The organism is Legionella parisiensis, from assembly GCF_001467945.1.
Lineage (GTDB): Bacteria > Pseudomonadota > Gammaproteobacteria > Legionellales > Legionellaceae > Legionella > Legionella parisiensis.
Genome location: NZ_LNYQ01000013.1, coordinates 2,376,822 through 2,391,198, shown reverse-complemented (window position 1 = coordinate 2,391,198; position 14,377 = coordinate 2,376,822). Strand labels below are relative to the sequence as shown.

The window sequence follows — 14,377 nt, the reverse complement described above, 5'->3', positions numbered from 1 at the left end:
CAAGCAGGAAGTTTGCAATCATATCATTATCCTTAAAAAAGCAGTAGACACTTGGTTATTCTCACTATGAGGTCTACTGTTTTTTGGGGACTATGGTTTGGAGATATAAGCATTATCTTTAATATAAAAGCGCAGTAATTTTTCAGCCCAATCTTTTGCATAATGAACCCCAATTCTTGGTTTTTCCACAATGGTAAATGGCTCTTGGGTTTCTGTTTCCGCAATATAAATAATATCACCGGTTAAATCATATTGGTTCAATTGTTTGTCTATATGCATCGCCTTGGAAAGTAACCCGGGGCCTTGTGTTCGTCCTTGAATGTTTTTGATGGGTTCAACAGCACGCAATAATATTGCAGAACCTGTGCCTTCACTTTCAGTAACGACATTGGTACAGTAATACATTCCGTAAATTAAATAGATATAGGCATATCCAGCTGGCCCAAACATGACTTTCGTTCTTTGGGTATGACCTTTAGAGGAATGGGAAGCGAGATCATGTTGTCCTAGATACGCTTCTACCTCGACAATCTTTCCTATATATTCAAGGCCGGATTGGTTATGGATAAGGTATTTTCCTAAAAGTTCTTTGGCAACACTGATTGTATCACGTTCATAAAATGTTCTTGGTAATTTTAGAAACATATCTCTTTCATGGATGATAAAAATTCGCAATAATAATACATTTGAATAAATTTTCTAAGGACAGTTTTATGGATTTCGAATTCACAGCAGAGCACTTGGCCTTTCGTGAGATGGCAGCTGATTTTGCGCACAAAAAATTGGCTCCTATGGCTGATAATTGGGATGAACACCATTATTTTCCCATAGAGGTTTTACGTGAAGCCGCCACATTAGGAATGGCAGGGATGATGGCGCGTGAGGATATTGGCGGAGCCCAATTAACACGGTTAGACTCTGCATTATTGTTTGAACAATTAGCAACAGGTTGCATCAGCACCAGTGCTTATCTTTCCATTCATAACATGGTGACTTCTCTAGTGGACCGATATGCTGATCCCGAGTTACGAATGAAGTGGGGACCAAAATTAACATCAATGGAAGTGTTCGGTAGTTATTGCTTGACTGAACCTGAATCAGGTTCAGATGCGGCTTCTTTAAAAACCAGAGCTGTAAGAGATGGAGACCATTATGTTCTTAATGGTTCTAAAGCTTTTATTTCAGGTGGTTCAGTAAGTGATGTTTATTTATGTATGGTTCGTACTGGTGATGAGTCGCATCATGGAATAAGTTGCTTGTTGATCGAAAAAAATACCCCAGGATTAAGTTTTGGAAAATTAGAGAAAAAAATGGGATGGAATAGTCAGCCGACCTGTATGGTGTATTTTGAAAATTGTCGCGTACCTATTGTCAATCGTGTGGGCGATGAAGGTATGGGATTTAAAATCGCATTGAATGCTTTAAATGGGGGACGGATAAATATTGCCTCATGTTCATTAGGCGGGGCTCTTGCTTGCTTACGATTAACTCAGAACTATATGCATGAGCGTAAACAATTTGGTAAACCACTCACTGAGATGCAAGCATTACGTTTTTATTTCGCGGATATGCTAACAGATTATGAAGCAGCACGTTTAATGGTTTATCGAGCAGCAAATGCCATGGATAAAAATGATCCTCAAGTCCCTCTATATTGTGCTATGGCGAAACGTCTGGCTACGGACGTTGCTTTCCGCATTTGTGACAAGGCAATGCAAATTCATGGGGGATATGGTTATTTACGTGATTATCAAATTGAGCGAATATTCAGGGACTTGAGAGTGCATCAAATTCTTGAGGGTACTAATGAAATCATGCGCGAAATTGTAGCGAAGGCAACTTTGGATGAGGAGCTTTTTTTGTGCTGATTGATATTGTTGATTTGGGTGTAGTATAGAGCCCTGAAATAGACATGAACTTAAAAGGTAGTTTATTGTTACTGAGCGGCGAGACGTAGAGTAAAAAATAATGAATTTTTTTCGGAGCTGATCCTGAGTTTTCAGCGCAGAACGAACTCCTAAAGCGGGTTCTAATACGTTGCACACAGGCTATGACACTAGTATGTTCTTACAGAAAAGGAGTAAATGAAATGAATTTAATTGAACAAGATTTAGATAGCCAGGGAATTTTGACTTTAACTTTGAACAGACCCGAAAAGTTAAATGCTTTAAGCTCGGAAGTATTAGATACCTTAGAAGAATCATTCCATTCTGCGAAAATGAATCCAAAAGTTAAGGCGTTAATAATTACTGGGCATGGTAAAGCCTTTTGTGCTGGGGCAGATATTAACCGATTGGCTGAATGTACTGCACAAATAGGATATGAATTTGCTTGTCGTGGACAAGAGGTCTTCCGTATTTTGGAAACTTTAGGTAAGCCTTCATTAGCAGCAGTTAATGGATTTGCTTTCGGGGGTGGTTGTGAGTTAGCTATTTCTGCAACATTAAGAATTGCTTCAACTAAAGCTCAATTTGGTCAGCCCGAAGTAAAACTGGGGGTAATTCCTGGCTATGGCGGAACACAACGATTGGGGCGTCTAATCGGTAAAGGACGTGCTTTAGATTTATGTTTGACCGGACGATTTATTAATGCAGAAACCGCATTACATTGGGGATTAGTGAGTGAGGTTGTAGAGCCGGAAGCTTTGTTGGATCGTGGGAAAACATTATTGCATGGAATTTTGAGCATGGCTCCTCTTGCGGTTGCAAGTGTTATGGAGGTTATTGATCATGGTTATGATTTGTCTTTAACCGAGGCCTTGCATCTAGAAGCAATTCACTTCGCTAAAGTATGTGCTACTGAAGACAAGAAAGAAGGGGTGGCTGCATTTATCGAAAAACGAGCAGCTGGGTTCGAAGGAAAATAATCATGACTGACGAAGTACTTTTTAATCAAGAAGGTTCATTGGGTGTTATTACATTAAATAGACCTAGTGCACTGAATGCACTGACTTTAAATATGATTCTTAACATACAAAGGCAGTTAAGTCTTTGGCAAGAAGATGATACTATTCATGCTGTAGTTGTACGCGCTGTTTCAGGAAATGCATTTTGTGCCGGGGGGGATATACGCTCGCTTTATTTTGCCGGGCAAGTAAATGATGCCGAACAAATGCAGTTTTTTTGGCACGAATACCGATTAAATCATTTCATTCACCATTTTGGTAAACCCTACATTTCTCTAATTGATGGGATTGTTATGGGAGGAGGAGTAGGGATTTCTATGCACGGAAGTCATCCCATTGCCAGTGAGCGTTTCGTATTTGCCATGCCTGAGACAGGTATTGGTTTTTTTCCTGATATTGGTGCGAGCTATTTATTAACACGATGTCCAGGATATTTGGGTACTTACTTAGGCTTGACCGGCAATCGTCTAGGCTCACATGACGCGGTGAAAGCTGGATTGGTTAAAAAAATAGTGTCTTCAGAACAAATGCCCGCTTTGTATGATGCATTAATGAATGAAGATTTATCAACAGATGCTTTTGAACGTGTCAATCAATGCTTGCAGCACTTTTCATTTGTACCTGCTACAGAGGAGGTCAGTCAAATTAAGCCCTTGATTGATGTCTGTTTTGCGCATCCAACAGTGGAAATGATTCGAGAGTCCCTGCAAAGTGCCAATACAGTTTGGGCTGAAGCGGTTGATAATACTTTGGCTCAAAAATCTCCCTTGAGCCTTAAAGTTACTTTAGCTCAATTACAAAAGGCAAAAGGACTCTCTTTAGCGCAATGCTTGCAAATTGATTATGACGTGGTCAGTCATTTTATGCACGATTATGATTTTTATGAAGGAGTCAGAGCTTTATTGATTGATAAAGATAAAAAACCTCAATGGCATCCAGTGCGTTTGGATTTAGTTTCAGAGGAAATGGTTCAGAAGTATTTCGAACGTTCCCATCCTGGTTTGGAGTTGGTATAGTTTTTTTCGGTTTTTTGTAAGACTGTTTGGCTCGGTATTGATAAATCTAATTTTAACAGCACCGAGCTTTTTATGAGTCATTCATGATGATAAATGACCATGAGCGATGATTTTAATATCCAAGCTTAATTCCTGGTGCATGTATTTCATTATTGTCTTCAAGTGGAAAACTTATATCATTTATAAAGGACTTACTTTTCTCTTGTCCTGGCTCCTGTTCCTGCTCTTTGGTTTTATTTAGAATATAGGTTCCGGTACGATAAATACCACTACCTACTGCGGCAGCTCCAACTGAATAAGCCGTGGTTTCAAGAACTGGTTTGAAAAACATCCCAAAACGTGACATCATTTTATCATCCTTTTTAATAGTGTTAAAAACTGCAATGTATGGTTTAAAATTACACATCACAGTTATCTATAATACACTATTTTTGCATATAGCAAACTCTTTTATGAAAATTAGTTTGCCATGCAATGTTTTTCAAACACCTAATTTAATTTGCTACTCGTGTTATTTTCCTTTTCATTGGTTTCTTCAATTACCTCTTCAATTCGAGGTGTTGTTCCCTTAGGCGCAAACATACTATGTTTGGATTTTCCTGGTGAGGGTTGGTATTTTGAGGGAACAACTTTTTCCAAAGGTTCCGCTCCCATAGTTTCACCAACACCAGCAACCAGTGCAAAAATAACCCCTGTTAAGGTCATTCGCATGGGAACTTGTTTTATAGCCATTGATCCAAATGATTTTAATGAAGCGCCTGGATTGCTGATGAAGCAATAAAATAACTCTTGAGTTAATTTAATTGTGCTTACATTATGCAGACGTCCATCTTTAACCGTAGATTGCACTAGTGCATAATCTTTAAAGGATGTAAATGGATATGAGAAAAAGGCAGCAGCCATACCACTAAACATTCCAGAAGTGAAATGAGCTACATTTTTATCTTGAATTGGCAAGTTCATTGCTATTCTTTCTTCAAGAATACATAAAGCAGCAAAGTTAACCATTCCAGAGCCATATCTGGGTATAAAACCTCCCATCATCAATTTCCAAGCATTATGAGGAGTTTTCCATGTAAAATCAGTAGGAAGAAGGCCAGGAACCTTTTTCAAGGTGGATAATGATTCAGGTATTTGGGTCACCAGGATATCGCCTAAAGCCATAGCCATAACAAGGCTGTAATTCGTTGCGGAATATTTTTTACCTTCTTCTTTACCAACCTCATGGATCCCTTCTTCTACAGGCTTGCTGCCGCCTTTAGCTCCGGTAACATAACCAGTTCGAATTACTGATCCTGAAATAGAAGCTGAAGTACCAGCATACATTGCTCTCATTAGTCCCCAAACTCCGCCTTGATAAGTAGGGACCATATTACCGCTCTTGGATAAATTAACTAACATCGTTTTTACTGGACTTTGAACAGCTACGATACTAAAACTGGTGGCTAATGCAACAGTTACAAAATTAGCTCCAATCCACATTTGTTGTTGGAGTGTATCCATTGTTGGCATAGGTGACCAAGTGCTGCCAGGTACGCCACCTACCCCTAAGGTTCCAGGTTTATGAATGGGCGTGGTTTTGCTAGCCTGTACCTGTTGTTTTATTAAATCCAACGGTATTATCCCAGGAAAAGGAAATATATTTGGTAAAGTCCACACTGGTGGCGTTATAGGTTGTTGCTTGGTATTTGATGTTTGCAGTCTTTGTTTTACTGCATCAAATGGTGAATACCATGAAGCAGTAAATATACTCGGTATGCTCCACATCGGTTGTTGCTTCGTATTTGAAGCTTGCAGTCTGTGCTTGACTAAATCCAGTGGTGTTGTCATCCATGACATATTAGTTACGCTGGGAAACCATGTGGCTTTGGTAAAATCTGGAAAAGTCCATACTGGTGAAGTCACAGGCATGTGCCCATTTTTTGGGGTTTGTAGTTTTTGCTTTACTACGTCCCACGGTGTTACCAACCATGGAGCATTAGAGAGGTTAGGTATGTTCCATAGTGAAGACACTGGTGGTTGCCCTTTTTTTGCAACTTGAGTTTCTTTTTTATTCTGCATGATAATTTCTTACATCGTTGTTAATTAGATCTGCATTATAAGGAGCAAAAATTAACTCAACCTTAAGAAACATGAATAATTAGAACAAAAAAAAATCGCGAGGTTTATTTTGTGGGCACAAGGGTGCTGGAATTGAGCAAAAAGCTCCCAGGTATTTGCTTATTATAATAGGAGGATAAATAAAAAATATTTTATTTATAGATACTTATCTTAGTATGGCGTGAAGGTACAATAAGCAAATCGTATACTGGGAGATAGGATAAATTTATTTAAAAAAAACTGTAAATTGTAAAAATTTAATAAGAGAATAGGTTATAAATATAAACTATTTCAACCAATCACTCAGAATATCAATGATTTTCTGCGCTTGTTCTGCGCTGGATATATTAAACTTGGATTTTTGCCAGTATTGATTATTACGTTTTTGATAACGCCGAATTGAAAATTTAACTGGTCCATAGTCGTTTTGGGCGTTATCCCAATCTTGATACTTAAACATAATCGTAGTCCAAGCGCCTTTACTTAATACCTTCTTATCCAGTTCTTTAACTGTTTCTGTTCCATTTTCACTAAATGCAATAGTGAGTTCATCTATGCTTGCAGTCATTTAAAAATCTACCTTAACAAATATTTCAATAAAAGCAGTGAACTCATTAATTTGATTGAGTTCTGCTCTAAAATGCTGAGAGTTTATCTTATTTTTTTAACTTACCATAGTGTTGAACGGTGATTTGCTCAAAAAATAGGGAATAGAATGAAATGAGCAATTATTATATCCAATCGCTTTGCCGAATTATTGTATGGATTGCAATTTACCATTAACAAAAGTCATGCTAACGGCAGGTTGGTACTCTCCCGGTTGGTAAAGCCAAACTAGAGGTTTTTCGGCGGTTGGTACAATTTCATTGATAAAAGTATTGTTTACCATAGAAGGAGATCCACACGAGTAATAAACTTTTTGCACTGGATCACCGGCCTGAATGTTTGCTCCCTGGCAAACAGATACCGCATTGCTATCTGAGCCGTTTAATTTAATAGAGCGTACTTTTTGATTCACAATATTTACTTCAAGTGAGACGCCGCCACTACCCGTGGGAACATTCCATACCCCGTAAAAGGCGGTTTGAGTTCCCATATTATTATAAATCAGCTGTTGCATGGGAATTTTTTGCATAAGAGGTTGATTTGATTCTTGCTGGCTCACTGGTTGGCCACAGGCTGCAATTACCTCATCGGGTGTCATTCCTACATTAATATATCCGTGGTTTTGTGGGCAATAATAAGATTGGGTATCAGCAATTAAACTAAAAGGTAAAAGGATTAATCCCAAGCCAGTACTACTGAGGAGCGTCAATTTCATAATTCAATCCTGCTAATCCTCTGCTTAAAATTAAGTATAGCTGCTTTTATAATAATCTCCAGGGTAGGTTTGCGTTAATAAACAAAGTAATTATTTTTAACAAAATCATGATGATAAAAGGCGAAAAATCAAAACCAGAAATGTCCGGTGGAACAATCTTTCTACCGATTTTTAACAAGGGTTCTGTGAGCAAACGTAAGAAATCAGCAATTGGACCTTGCCACTGTGGATTGATAAAACTCATAACGACACGGATAAGTATGGCATAAAACAACATATCGCAAGGCTGGATGATTAAGTCGGCAATTATATAAACGAAAATGAATACAATAGGAATTAGTCCATTTAAGACAAGAATGCTAATGCAGATAATTTTTAATAGCTCAACCAGCACTAAGGTGATAATGGCCGGGATATCGTATTTCTGTCCCGGCTTATAAGATTGTTTTGAGATCAGTTGAATTGGGTTTACTATAGGGTTAGTTATTCTGTAAATAAGTTGGCTTACTGGATGAAGTGCACTGACGCGTAAATAGCGTAGCGCTATACGCAACCATAAACTAAAAATAACAAGTGAAAAAAATAAAGAAACAATAAAAAGTATTACGGCAATAAGACCAGACATATTTTCCCCTATCCTGCATTCTCTACAACTGATTTTAGGATTATATCGCGTCGTTTTGTTTTTGTCGCTCACCAAATAATGCCCGACCAACACGAACTATACTAGCACCTGCTTTAATCGCAGAGACTAAATCATCACTCATGCCCATAGATAATGTATCCATATTGAGTCGAAGTTCCTGGTTGAGTGTGTGCATCAGTTGATTGAGTTGCATAAATAAATCATATTGGGTTTCTGTATCTTGTTGGGGTGGAGGAATAGTCATCAAACCTCTTAAATTGAGGTGAGGAAGTTGGCTGGCTGCAAAAGCTAATTCTGCAGCATATTCAGGAGGAACTCCTGATTTTGTTTTTTCATTTACTAAATTAATTTGTAAACAGATGTTGAGTGGGGCTAGATGAGGTGGACGATATTCATTGAGATGCTGGGCGATTTTCAAGCGGCTAACACTATGAACCCAGTTAAATGAAGTCGCTATCCCTTTGGTTTTATTACTTTGAATGGGACCAATAAAATGCCAGCATATAGGCATGTTTTTTAATGCATTTATTTTTTGTTGGGCTTCCTGAAAATAGCTTTCTCCAAAATGGGTCACTCCAAGATGAAATAATTGGCTAATTGCCTCAATACTTTGTTGTTTGCTGACTGCTAGTAATAGAACACTTCCTGGTTCTCTGCTGAAATCCAGCTCGTATTGCTTAATTAATTGTTTTATTTGATATAGATTTTGCTGAAGATTCATGATCATTTAGGTATGTTTGCAAACCTTAACAATAGCAAAAGAAACAATGTTTGCCGAGTCTTAGTTCGTGAGCTAAGCTAGTAGCATCATATTGTGTGGTTGGACTAGCATTAATGGTTCAACCTATTATTGATTAAAAACCAGGACGAATTAAGCAATGGATATAGCAGAACTATTAGCGTTTTCAGTAAAAAATAAATCATCAGATCTACATCTTTCTGCAGGATTACCGCCAATGATTCGCGTGGATGGCGACTTGCGTAAAATTAATTTACCTGCCATGGAACATAAAGATGTGATAAAAATCATCTATGATGTGATGAATGATCGGCAAAGGAAAGAATTTGAAGAATTTTTAGAAGCGGATTTTTCTTTTGAAATAACCAATCTGGCCCGCTTTAGGGTGAACGTCTTTAATCAATTGCGTGGAGCAGCAGCTGTTTTTCGTACTATTCCTTCTGAAATTTTAAGTATGAATGACCTAGGATTACCGGCTATTTTTGAAGAGATGGCCAGTTATCCTAAAGGGTTGGTGCTCATTACTGGCCCAACTGGATCAGGAAAAAGTACGACTTTGGCAGCCATGATAGATTACATCAACTCGAGTCGTTATGATCACATTTTAACTGTGGAGGATCCAATAGAGTTTGTGCATCAAAGTAAAAAATGTTTGTTGAATCAACGTGAGGTTCATCGAGATACGCTTAGTTTTAATGCTGCTTTGCGTTCTGCATTACGTGAGGATCCTGATGTGATTTTGGTGGGGGAGTTACGCGATCTGGAAACAATTCGTTTAGCAATGACTGCTGCGGAAACAGGACATTTAGTATTTGGCACCTTACATACTAATTCTGCAACCAAAACTATCAATAGGATTATTGATGTGTTTCCCTCCGAGGAGAAGGCCATGGTGCGTTCGATGCTGTCTGAATCACTGCAGGCTGTGGTAGCACAAACTCTATTGAAAAAAAGTGGCGGTGGGAGAGTTGCCGCTCTTGAAATTATGATTTGCACCGGTGCGATACGAAATTTAATTCGTGAAGATAAAGTGGCGCAAATGTATTCTTCCATTCAAACAGGTCAGGCCAAAGGGATGCAAACGTTGGATCAGAATTTAACTGAACTGGTGAAAAAAAATATGATTTCTACTCATACAGCACGAGAGGCGGCTATTGATAAATCATTATTTTAAAGAGTTGATTTTCCTGCAAACCGAGAAGGCTTCTTAGCTTATTTTGTAATGGTCTTATCGGATGGTTGGATTTTGCGCGCATCTTGCAAGATAATCCAACCGTTCTCATATAGGTGCTGAGCACTCAAGGGTGCCAACTTAAGAAATCAATCCTGTGTAATCTAAAGGTACTATTTGCAAGTAACCAGGCTTCACGGGCTTAATTCTCCGTCATTGGCAGGAAGCACTTACGCATTTTTTTGTAATTCAATTAATTGAGGAATCCCCACTTCAGCAAGTGCAAGCATGCTGTTTAATTCATCACGATTAAAATGCTTGTCCTCGGCTGTTCCCTGGATTTCGATGAAATGCCCTGCTTCATTCATCACTATATTCATGTCCGTTTCGGCAAGTACATCTTCAGCATAATCCAGGTCAAGCACGGCTTGACCTCGATAGAGTCCTACAGAAACTGCTGCGATGTAGTGAAATATCGGCATTTTGCGTATTTTTTCTCGCTCTACCATCCAGTTTATTGCATCTCTCATCGCGACACAGGCGCCTGTAATCGCTGCTGTTCTTGTACCCCCGTCAGCCTGAATTACATCACAGTCTAAAGTTATTGTATTTTCACCTAGGGATTTTAAATCAACGCAGGCCCTTAGCGAGCGACCAATGAGGCGCTGGATTTCCATGGTTCTGCCCCCTTGCTTACCTTTACTTGCTTCTCGTTCAGTACGGCTGTGTGTTGCGCGTGGGAGCATACCATATTCAGCAGTGACCCAACCTTGGTTTTTTCCTTTAATAAAACGGGGAACTCCGTCGGTTATGGATGCATTACATAATACTTTAGTTTGTCCAAATTCAACAAGAACTGAGCCCTCAGCATGTTTTGTATAGTTTCTGGTTAATTTAACAGAACGTAATTGATTGGCTTCGCGGTTACTTGGGCGCATTAGATAATCCTCGGTAAAATTAAGAATTATAACGCTTAATTTCCCATGTTGCATCCTAAAGTATGGGGAACGTGATAAAAACGTATAATCATTGTATTCATTATATGGATAGGCTTATGGTGTATGTGGGCAAAATGATAAGTTGAGCCTTGATTCGAATCTCCAAGCATAGAGTTTTAATTTAGGACAAAAAATTTCTTTAAGTCCATGTTGACTAATAATGATTCATTTGGTAGCTTGAAATCTAGCTTATAAAAAGTCTTCATTATGAACTATCGTAGCCATGAAATCAGCGTTGCATTATCTGCAGGTTTTTCTGCAAGCAAGCTATCAGTCTGCGATTTGGTTTCCTTACAAAATATTTCTTCTTTAGTACTTATTTTCTTACCATCCTTTCCCTAGGGCGGACATTTGTCATTATCCGCGCCTCTCTAGGGAGAGGCGACACCAAAGCGGGTAATGAATCATGTGACTTAACTATCGGAGAATTATTATGACTCAAGCAAAATTTGAGGCACGTAAAGAAGAGTCGTACCCAGCAGAAAAGAAAAATAATCTAAGTATATTCCAAAGCATTGTCTCAGGAAGTGTTACTGGTGCTTTTGAAGTGTTCGTTGATCATCCATTGTGGTCGATAAAGACACGAATTCAAAAAGGAGATCCTTTTACGCTCAATCCGCAAGTATTGTATCGAGGCATATTGCCGAATGCTGCAAGTATGATCCCAATAACTGCAGTGCAATTAGGTTTGAATCGTGTATTTCAAAAATGGTTTCTGGGCAACAGGTATGAATTGTCTGACGCTCAAAAACTAACTAGCGCATTTGCTGCCGGGATTGGTTCTGCTTTGATAAGTTGTCCTACTGAAATGATAATGACGCATCAAAAAACAGGTTTTTTTTCAACAGGATTAAATCTGGTGAGACAAGGTGGATGGCCTCGTCTTTATACAGGACTGATGGCAACGATGCTGAGGGAAGGGTTGTTTTCTACATTTTTTCTAGCGGTGGCCCCTACATTGAAAGTAAGAATAAAACAGTATTATCCCAATGATTATGCGGCTTCTTTGCTAGCAGGAATGCTGGCAGGAGTGGGAGCAACATTGGCTTCTCAAAAATTTGATGTAGTAAAAACAGCCCAGCAGTCATCAATTACGATGAACTCAGCCGGTTTTTTTAAAACGACTCAAAAGCTCTATACAACTCAGGGGGGATATGGATTTTTTAAAGGAGGATTTCCTCGAGGTCTACGAGTGATGTCTGCTGTAACGCTTATGAGTTGGATGAATGAAAAGATGGATGATCTTTTGTCCCAAAATCAGCAAAAGAAATCCATCTCTTCTCCAAATAAGTAATTATAAAATAAGTAATTATTTTGGTCCCGGGTTAAGTTTTAACTCGGGATAAAAATAGGTGATTGATATAGGTGTTTTCATGAAACCATCGTATTTATATATTTAATTAATAACCAAAGTGTTGTAATATTGATCACTGGTTATCATGGTCTGATAATAATTTCAGGCAGATTGTCTCTGTCCAATTGCTTTAAATTGGAGTATATTCGCGCAAGGTAGTTTTTTTCATTGGTATCTATATGCTTCAAAGTATGACGGCTTTCTCCCGAGTGCAAAAGCAAATCGAAGAAGGTCATTTTTGTTGGGAAATTAAATCTGTTAACCATCGATATTTAGATGTTTCTTTTCGTTTGCCTGAATCGTTTCGATTTATAGAGCAACAATTGCGTCATTTGTTGCGCGATAAGATCAATCGTGGAAAATTGGAGTGTCAGCTGAAATATCAAGACACAAGTGCTAATAATCAGTCTATGCTTATAAATATGGGCATGGTAAATGCATTAATGAATTTAAGTGAGAAACTTGCTGAATCTCACCGTTTGCCGAATGACTTAGGTGTTAGTCGCGTACTATCTTGGCCTGGCGTGATGCAAGCAAGTATACCCGATGTAGAGGTGTTAGGAGGACATGCGCTTTCCTTGTTTAATGAGGCGGTCGAGCAACTTAGGCAAATGCGTACCACAGAAGGGAGCGCATTAAAAGCACATGTGGAAGGACGATTAAATGAATTAGGTCAGGAAATTAAGAAGGCTCGGTCTATAGTATTAATGCAAACAGAACAAGTGAAAGACAAGTTATTGACCCGATTGCACTCAGTGAAACTTGAAGTCCAGGAATCGCGTGTGGAGCAGGAAATTGCTTTGATTTTGACTCGTATTGATGTAAGCGAGGAATTAGATAGATTACAGACTCATCTTGATGAAGTGAATCGGACACTAAATTGCGATAAAATAGCAGGAAGGCGTCTTGATTTTTTGATGCAAGAGTTAAATAGGGAGGCGAATACGCTAAGCTCAAAGTCTGACTCTGTGGAATTGACTCAGAGTGCAGTGGAAATGAAAGTTTTAATTGAGCAAATGCGTGAGCAGATTCAAAACATTGAGTGAGTATTATTGTGGGTGATAATTCCGGTAATTTATTTATTGTTGCAGCACCTTCTGGGGGAGGTAAAACAAGTTTAGTAAAAAAGTTAATTGAAACTCTTGAGGATATTGAAGTATCCATTTCGCATACAACACGAACGATGCGACCTGGGGAACAGCATGGAGTGGATTACTTTTTTATTGATGAAGAAGAATTTATACATATGATTGATGATTGTGCTTTTTTAGAGCATGCCCGAGTCTTCAATCATTTATATGGAACATCGATGGAGCAAATTACTAGCCGTTTGCAAGATGGCATTGATGTAATTTTGGATATAGACTGGCAAGGGGCAGAACAGATTAGACGTTCCTTTCCGGACGTGGTGAGTATCTTTATTATACCGCCGTCTCTGGATGCCTTAAAACAACGATTATTGAATAGACGACAAGATAAGGATGAAGTGATTAGTGACCGGATGAAAAAAGCACAGGATGAGTTGAGTCATTATCCTGAGTTTGACTATTTAATAGTGAATGATAGTTTTGAAAAAGCAGCGATGGAATTGGGTGCAATTGTGATTGCTAACCGTCTACGTATTGGGCGGCAGATAAATAAACAATCAAAATTGCTTTCTTTCCTCTTATCATCGCAGTAAAATGCAAGGTTTTGCTACTGGAGAATGAATTATGGCGCGAGTTACAGTTGAAGATTGTTTAAAGAATGTTGCAAATCGATTTGAACTTGTTATGGTAGCCACTAAACGTGCGCGTCAAATTGCAGTTCGAGGCGATCAACCTATGGTTGAATGGGAAAATGATAAGCCTACGGTAGTGGCTTTGCGTGAAATAGCAGAAGGTTTAATTACGCCAGAAATTTTGGATAAAGAATAATTTTTTTGGACGGGTTCCTGTTCAATTCATTAGACGCTCAAGGCTTTTAGGCCAGAAATAGTAGAATTGTAACAGAGACCCGGGAAAAATATTCACGTAGCTTGGGTAGAGTGAAATGGTTCCCAAAGTTTTGTGTGACTAAATTCCCAGATTCGTTTCACTTCACCCAAGCTACGAATCATAAAGGATTGTGATTTATACGGGACACCTT

16 protein-coding genes are annotated in these 14,377 nt (G+C 38.6%); 8 read left to right on the top strand and 8 right to left on the bottom strand.

Annotated features, from left to right (window positions below; all coding sequences use genetic code 11):
- Positions 1-90 precede the first annotated feature (90 nt).
- Positions 91-645 (bottom strand): DNA-3-methyladenine glycosylase, encoded by a 555-nt coding sequence (locus Lpar_RS16700; RefSeq protein ID WP_058518897.1) that lies wholly within the window; start codon positions 643-645, stop codon positions 91-93.
- 68 nt (positions 646-713) lie between these two features.
- Between Lpar_RS16700 and Lpar_RS16695 the strand changes: the two genes are divergently transcribed.
- The 3 genes from Lpar_RS16695 to Lpar_RS16685 all read left to right on the top strand — a co-directional run bounded on the left by Lpar_RS16695 (position 714) and on the right by Lpar_RS16685 (position 3,921).
- Positions 714-1,868 (top strand): acyl-CoA dehydrogenase family protein, encoded by a 1,155-nt coding sequence (locus Lpar_RS16695; protein WP_058518896.1) that lies wholly within the window; start codon positions 714-716, stop codon positions 1,866-1,868.
- Positions 1,869-2,089: 221 nt separating this feature from the next.
- Complete coding sequence (locus Lpar_RS16690) at positions 2,090-2,866, top strand: enoyl-CoA hydratase/isomerase family protein (RefSeq protein ID WP_058518895.1); 777 nt, start codon at positions 2,090-2,092, stop codon at positions 2,864-2,866.
- Positions 2,867-2,868: 2 nt separating this feature from the next.
- Complete coding sequence (locus Lpar_RS16685; RefSeq protein ID WP_058518894.1) at positions 2,869-3,921, top strand: enoyl-CoA hydratase/isomerase family protein; 1,053 nt, start codon at positions 2,869-2,871, stop codon at positions 3,919-3,921.
- Positions 3,922-4,033: 112 nt separating this feature from the next.
- Here the strand turns inward: Lpar_RS16685 and Lpar_RS16680 are convergent, their stop codons facing one another.
- From Lpar_RS16680 to Lpar_RS16655, 6 genes are all read right to left on the bottom strand, one after another.
- Complete coding sequence (locus tag Lpar_RS16680; protein WP_069683534.1) at positions 4,034-4,270, bottom strand: hypothetical protein; 237 nt, start codon at positions 4,268-4,270, stop codon at positions 4,034-4,036.
- A gap of 140 nt (positions 4,271-4,410) precedes the next feature.
- Entirely contained in the window at positions 4,411-5,982 is a 1,572-nt protein-coding gene (locus Lpar_RS16675; protein WP_058518892.1) for a hypothetical protein, read from the bottom strand.
- Between the two features lie 325 nt (positions 5,983-6,307).
- Entirely contained in the window at positions 6,308-6,589 is a 282-nt protein-coding gene (locus Lpar_RS16670; RefSeq protein WP_058518891.1) for a hypothetical protein, read from the bottom strand.
- A 186-nt stretch (positions 6,590-6,775) separates the two neighbouring features.
- Entirely contained in the window at positions 6,776-7,342 is a 567-nt protein-coding gene (locus Lpar_RS16665; RefSeq protein WP_058518890.1) for a DUF2845 domain-containing protein, read from the bottom strand.
- Positions 7,343-7,388: 46 nt separating this feature from the next.
- Positions 7,389-7,967 (bottom strand): YggT family protein, encoded by a 579-nt coding sequence (locus Lpar_RS16660; protein WP_058518889.1) that lies wholly within the window; start codon positions 7,965-7,967, stop codon positions 7,389-7,391.
- Between the two features lie 40 nt (positions 7,968-8,007).
- Positions 8,008-8,709, bottom strand: coding sequence for a YggS family pyridoxal phosphate-dependent enzyme (locus Lpar_RS16655; RefSeq protein WP_058518888.1), 702 nt, complete (start codon positions 8,707-8,709; stop codon positions 8,008-8,010).
- 157 nt (positions 8,710-8,866) lie between these two features.
- Between Lpar_RS16655 and Lpar_RS16650 the strand changes: the two genes are divergently transcribed.
- Positions 8,867-9,901, top strand: coding sequence for a type IV pilus twitching motility protein PilT (locus tag Lpar_RS16650; protein WP_058518887.1), 1,035 nt, complete (start codon positions 8,867-8,869; stop codon positions 9,899-9,901).
- A gap of 227 nt (positions 9,902-10,128) precedes the next feature.
- Here Lpar_RS16650 and rph read toward each other — a convergent pair whose 3' ends face one another.
- Positions 10,129-10,836: a ribonuclease PH gene (gene rph / locus Lpar_RS16645; protein WP_058519310.1), complete on the bottom strand. Its 708-nt coding sequence runs from the start codon at positions 10,834-10,836 to the stop codon at positions 10,129-10,131.
- 493 nt (positions 10,837-11,329) lie between these two features.
- Here rph and Lpar_RS16640 point away from each other — a divergent pair, with 493 nt between their 5' ends.
- From Lpar_RS16640 to rpoZ, 4 genes are all read left to right on the top strand, one after another.
- Positions 11,330-12,190, top strand: coding sequence for an MC/SLC25 family protein (locus Lpar_RS16640; RefSeq protein ID WP_058518886.1), 861 nt, complete (start codon positions 11,330-11,332; stop codon positions 12,188-12,190).
- Between the two features lie 239 nt (positions 12,191-12,429).
- A complete protein-coding gene (locus Lpar_RS16635; protein ID WP_058518885.1) occupies positions 12,430-13,296 on the top strand; it encodes a YicC/YloC family endoribonuclease in 867 nt (288 codons plus the stop codon).
- 5 nt (positions 13,297-13,301) lie between these two features.
- Positions 13,302-13,931, top strand: coding sequence for a guanylate kinase (gene gmk / locus Lpar_RS16630; protein ID WP_115341296.1), 630 nt, complete (start codon positions 13,302-13,304; stop codon positions 13,929-13,931).
- 31 nt (positions 13,932-13,962) lie between these two features.
- On the top strand, positions 13,963-14,166 hold the full coding sequence (gene rpoZ / locus Lpar_RS16625; RefSeq protein WP_010653170.1) for a DNA-directed RNA polymerase subunit omega: 204 nt from the start codon (positions 13,963-13,965) through the stop codon (positions 14,164-14,166).
- Positions 14,167-14,377: the final 211 nt, after the last annotated feature.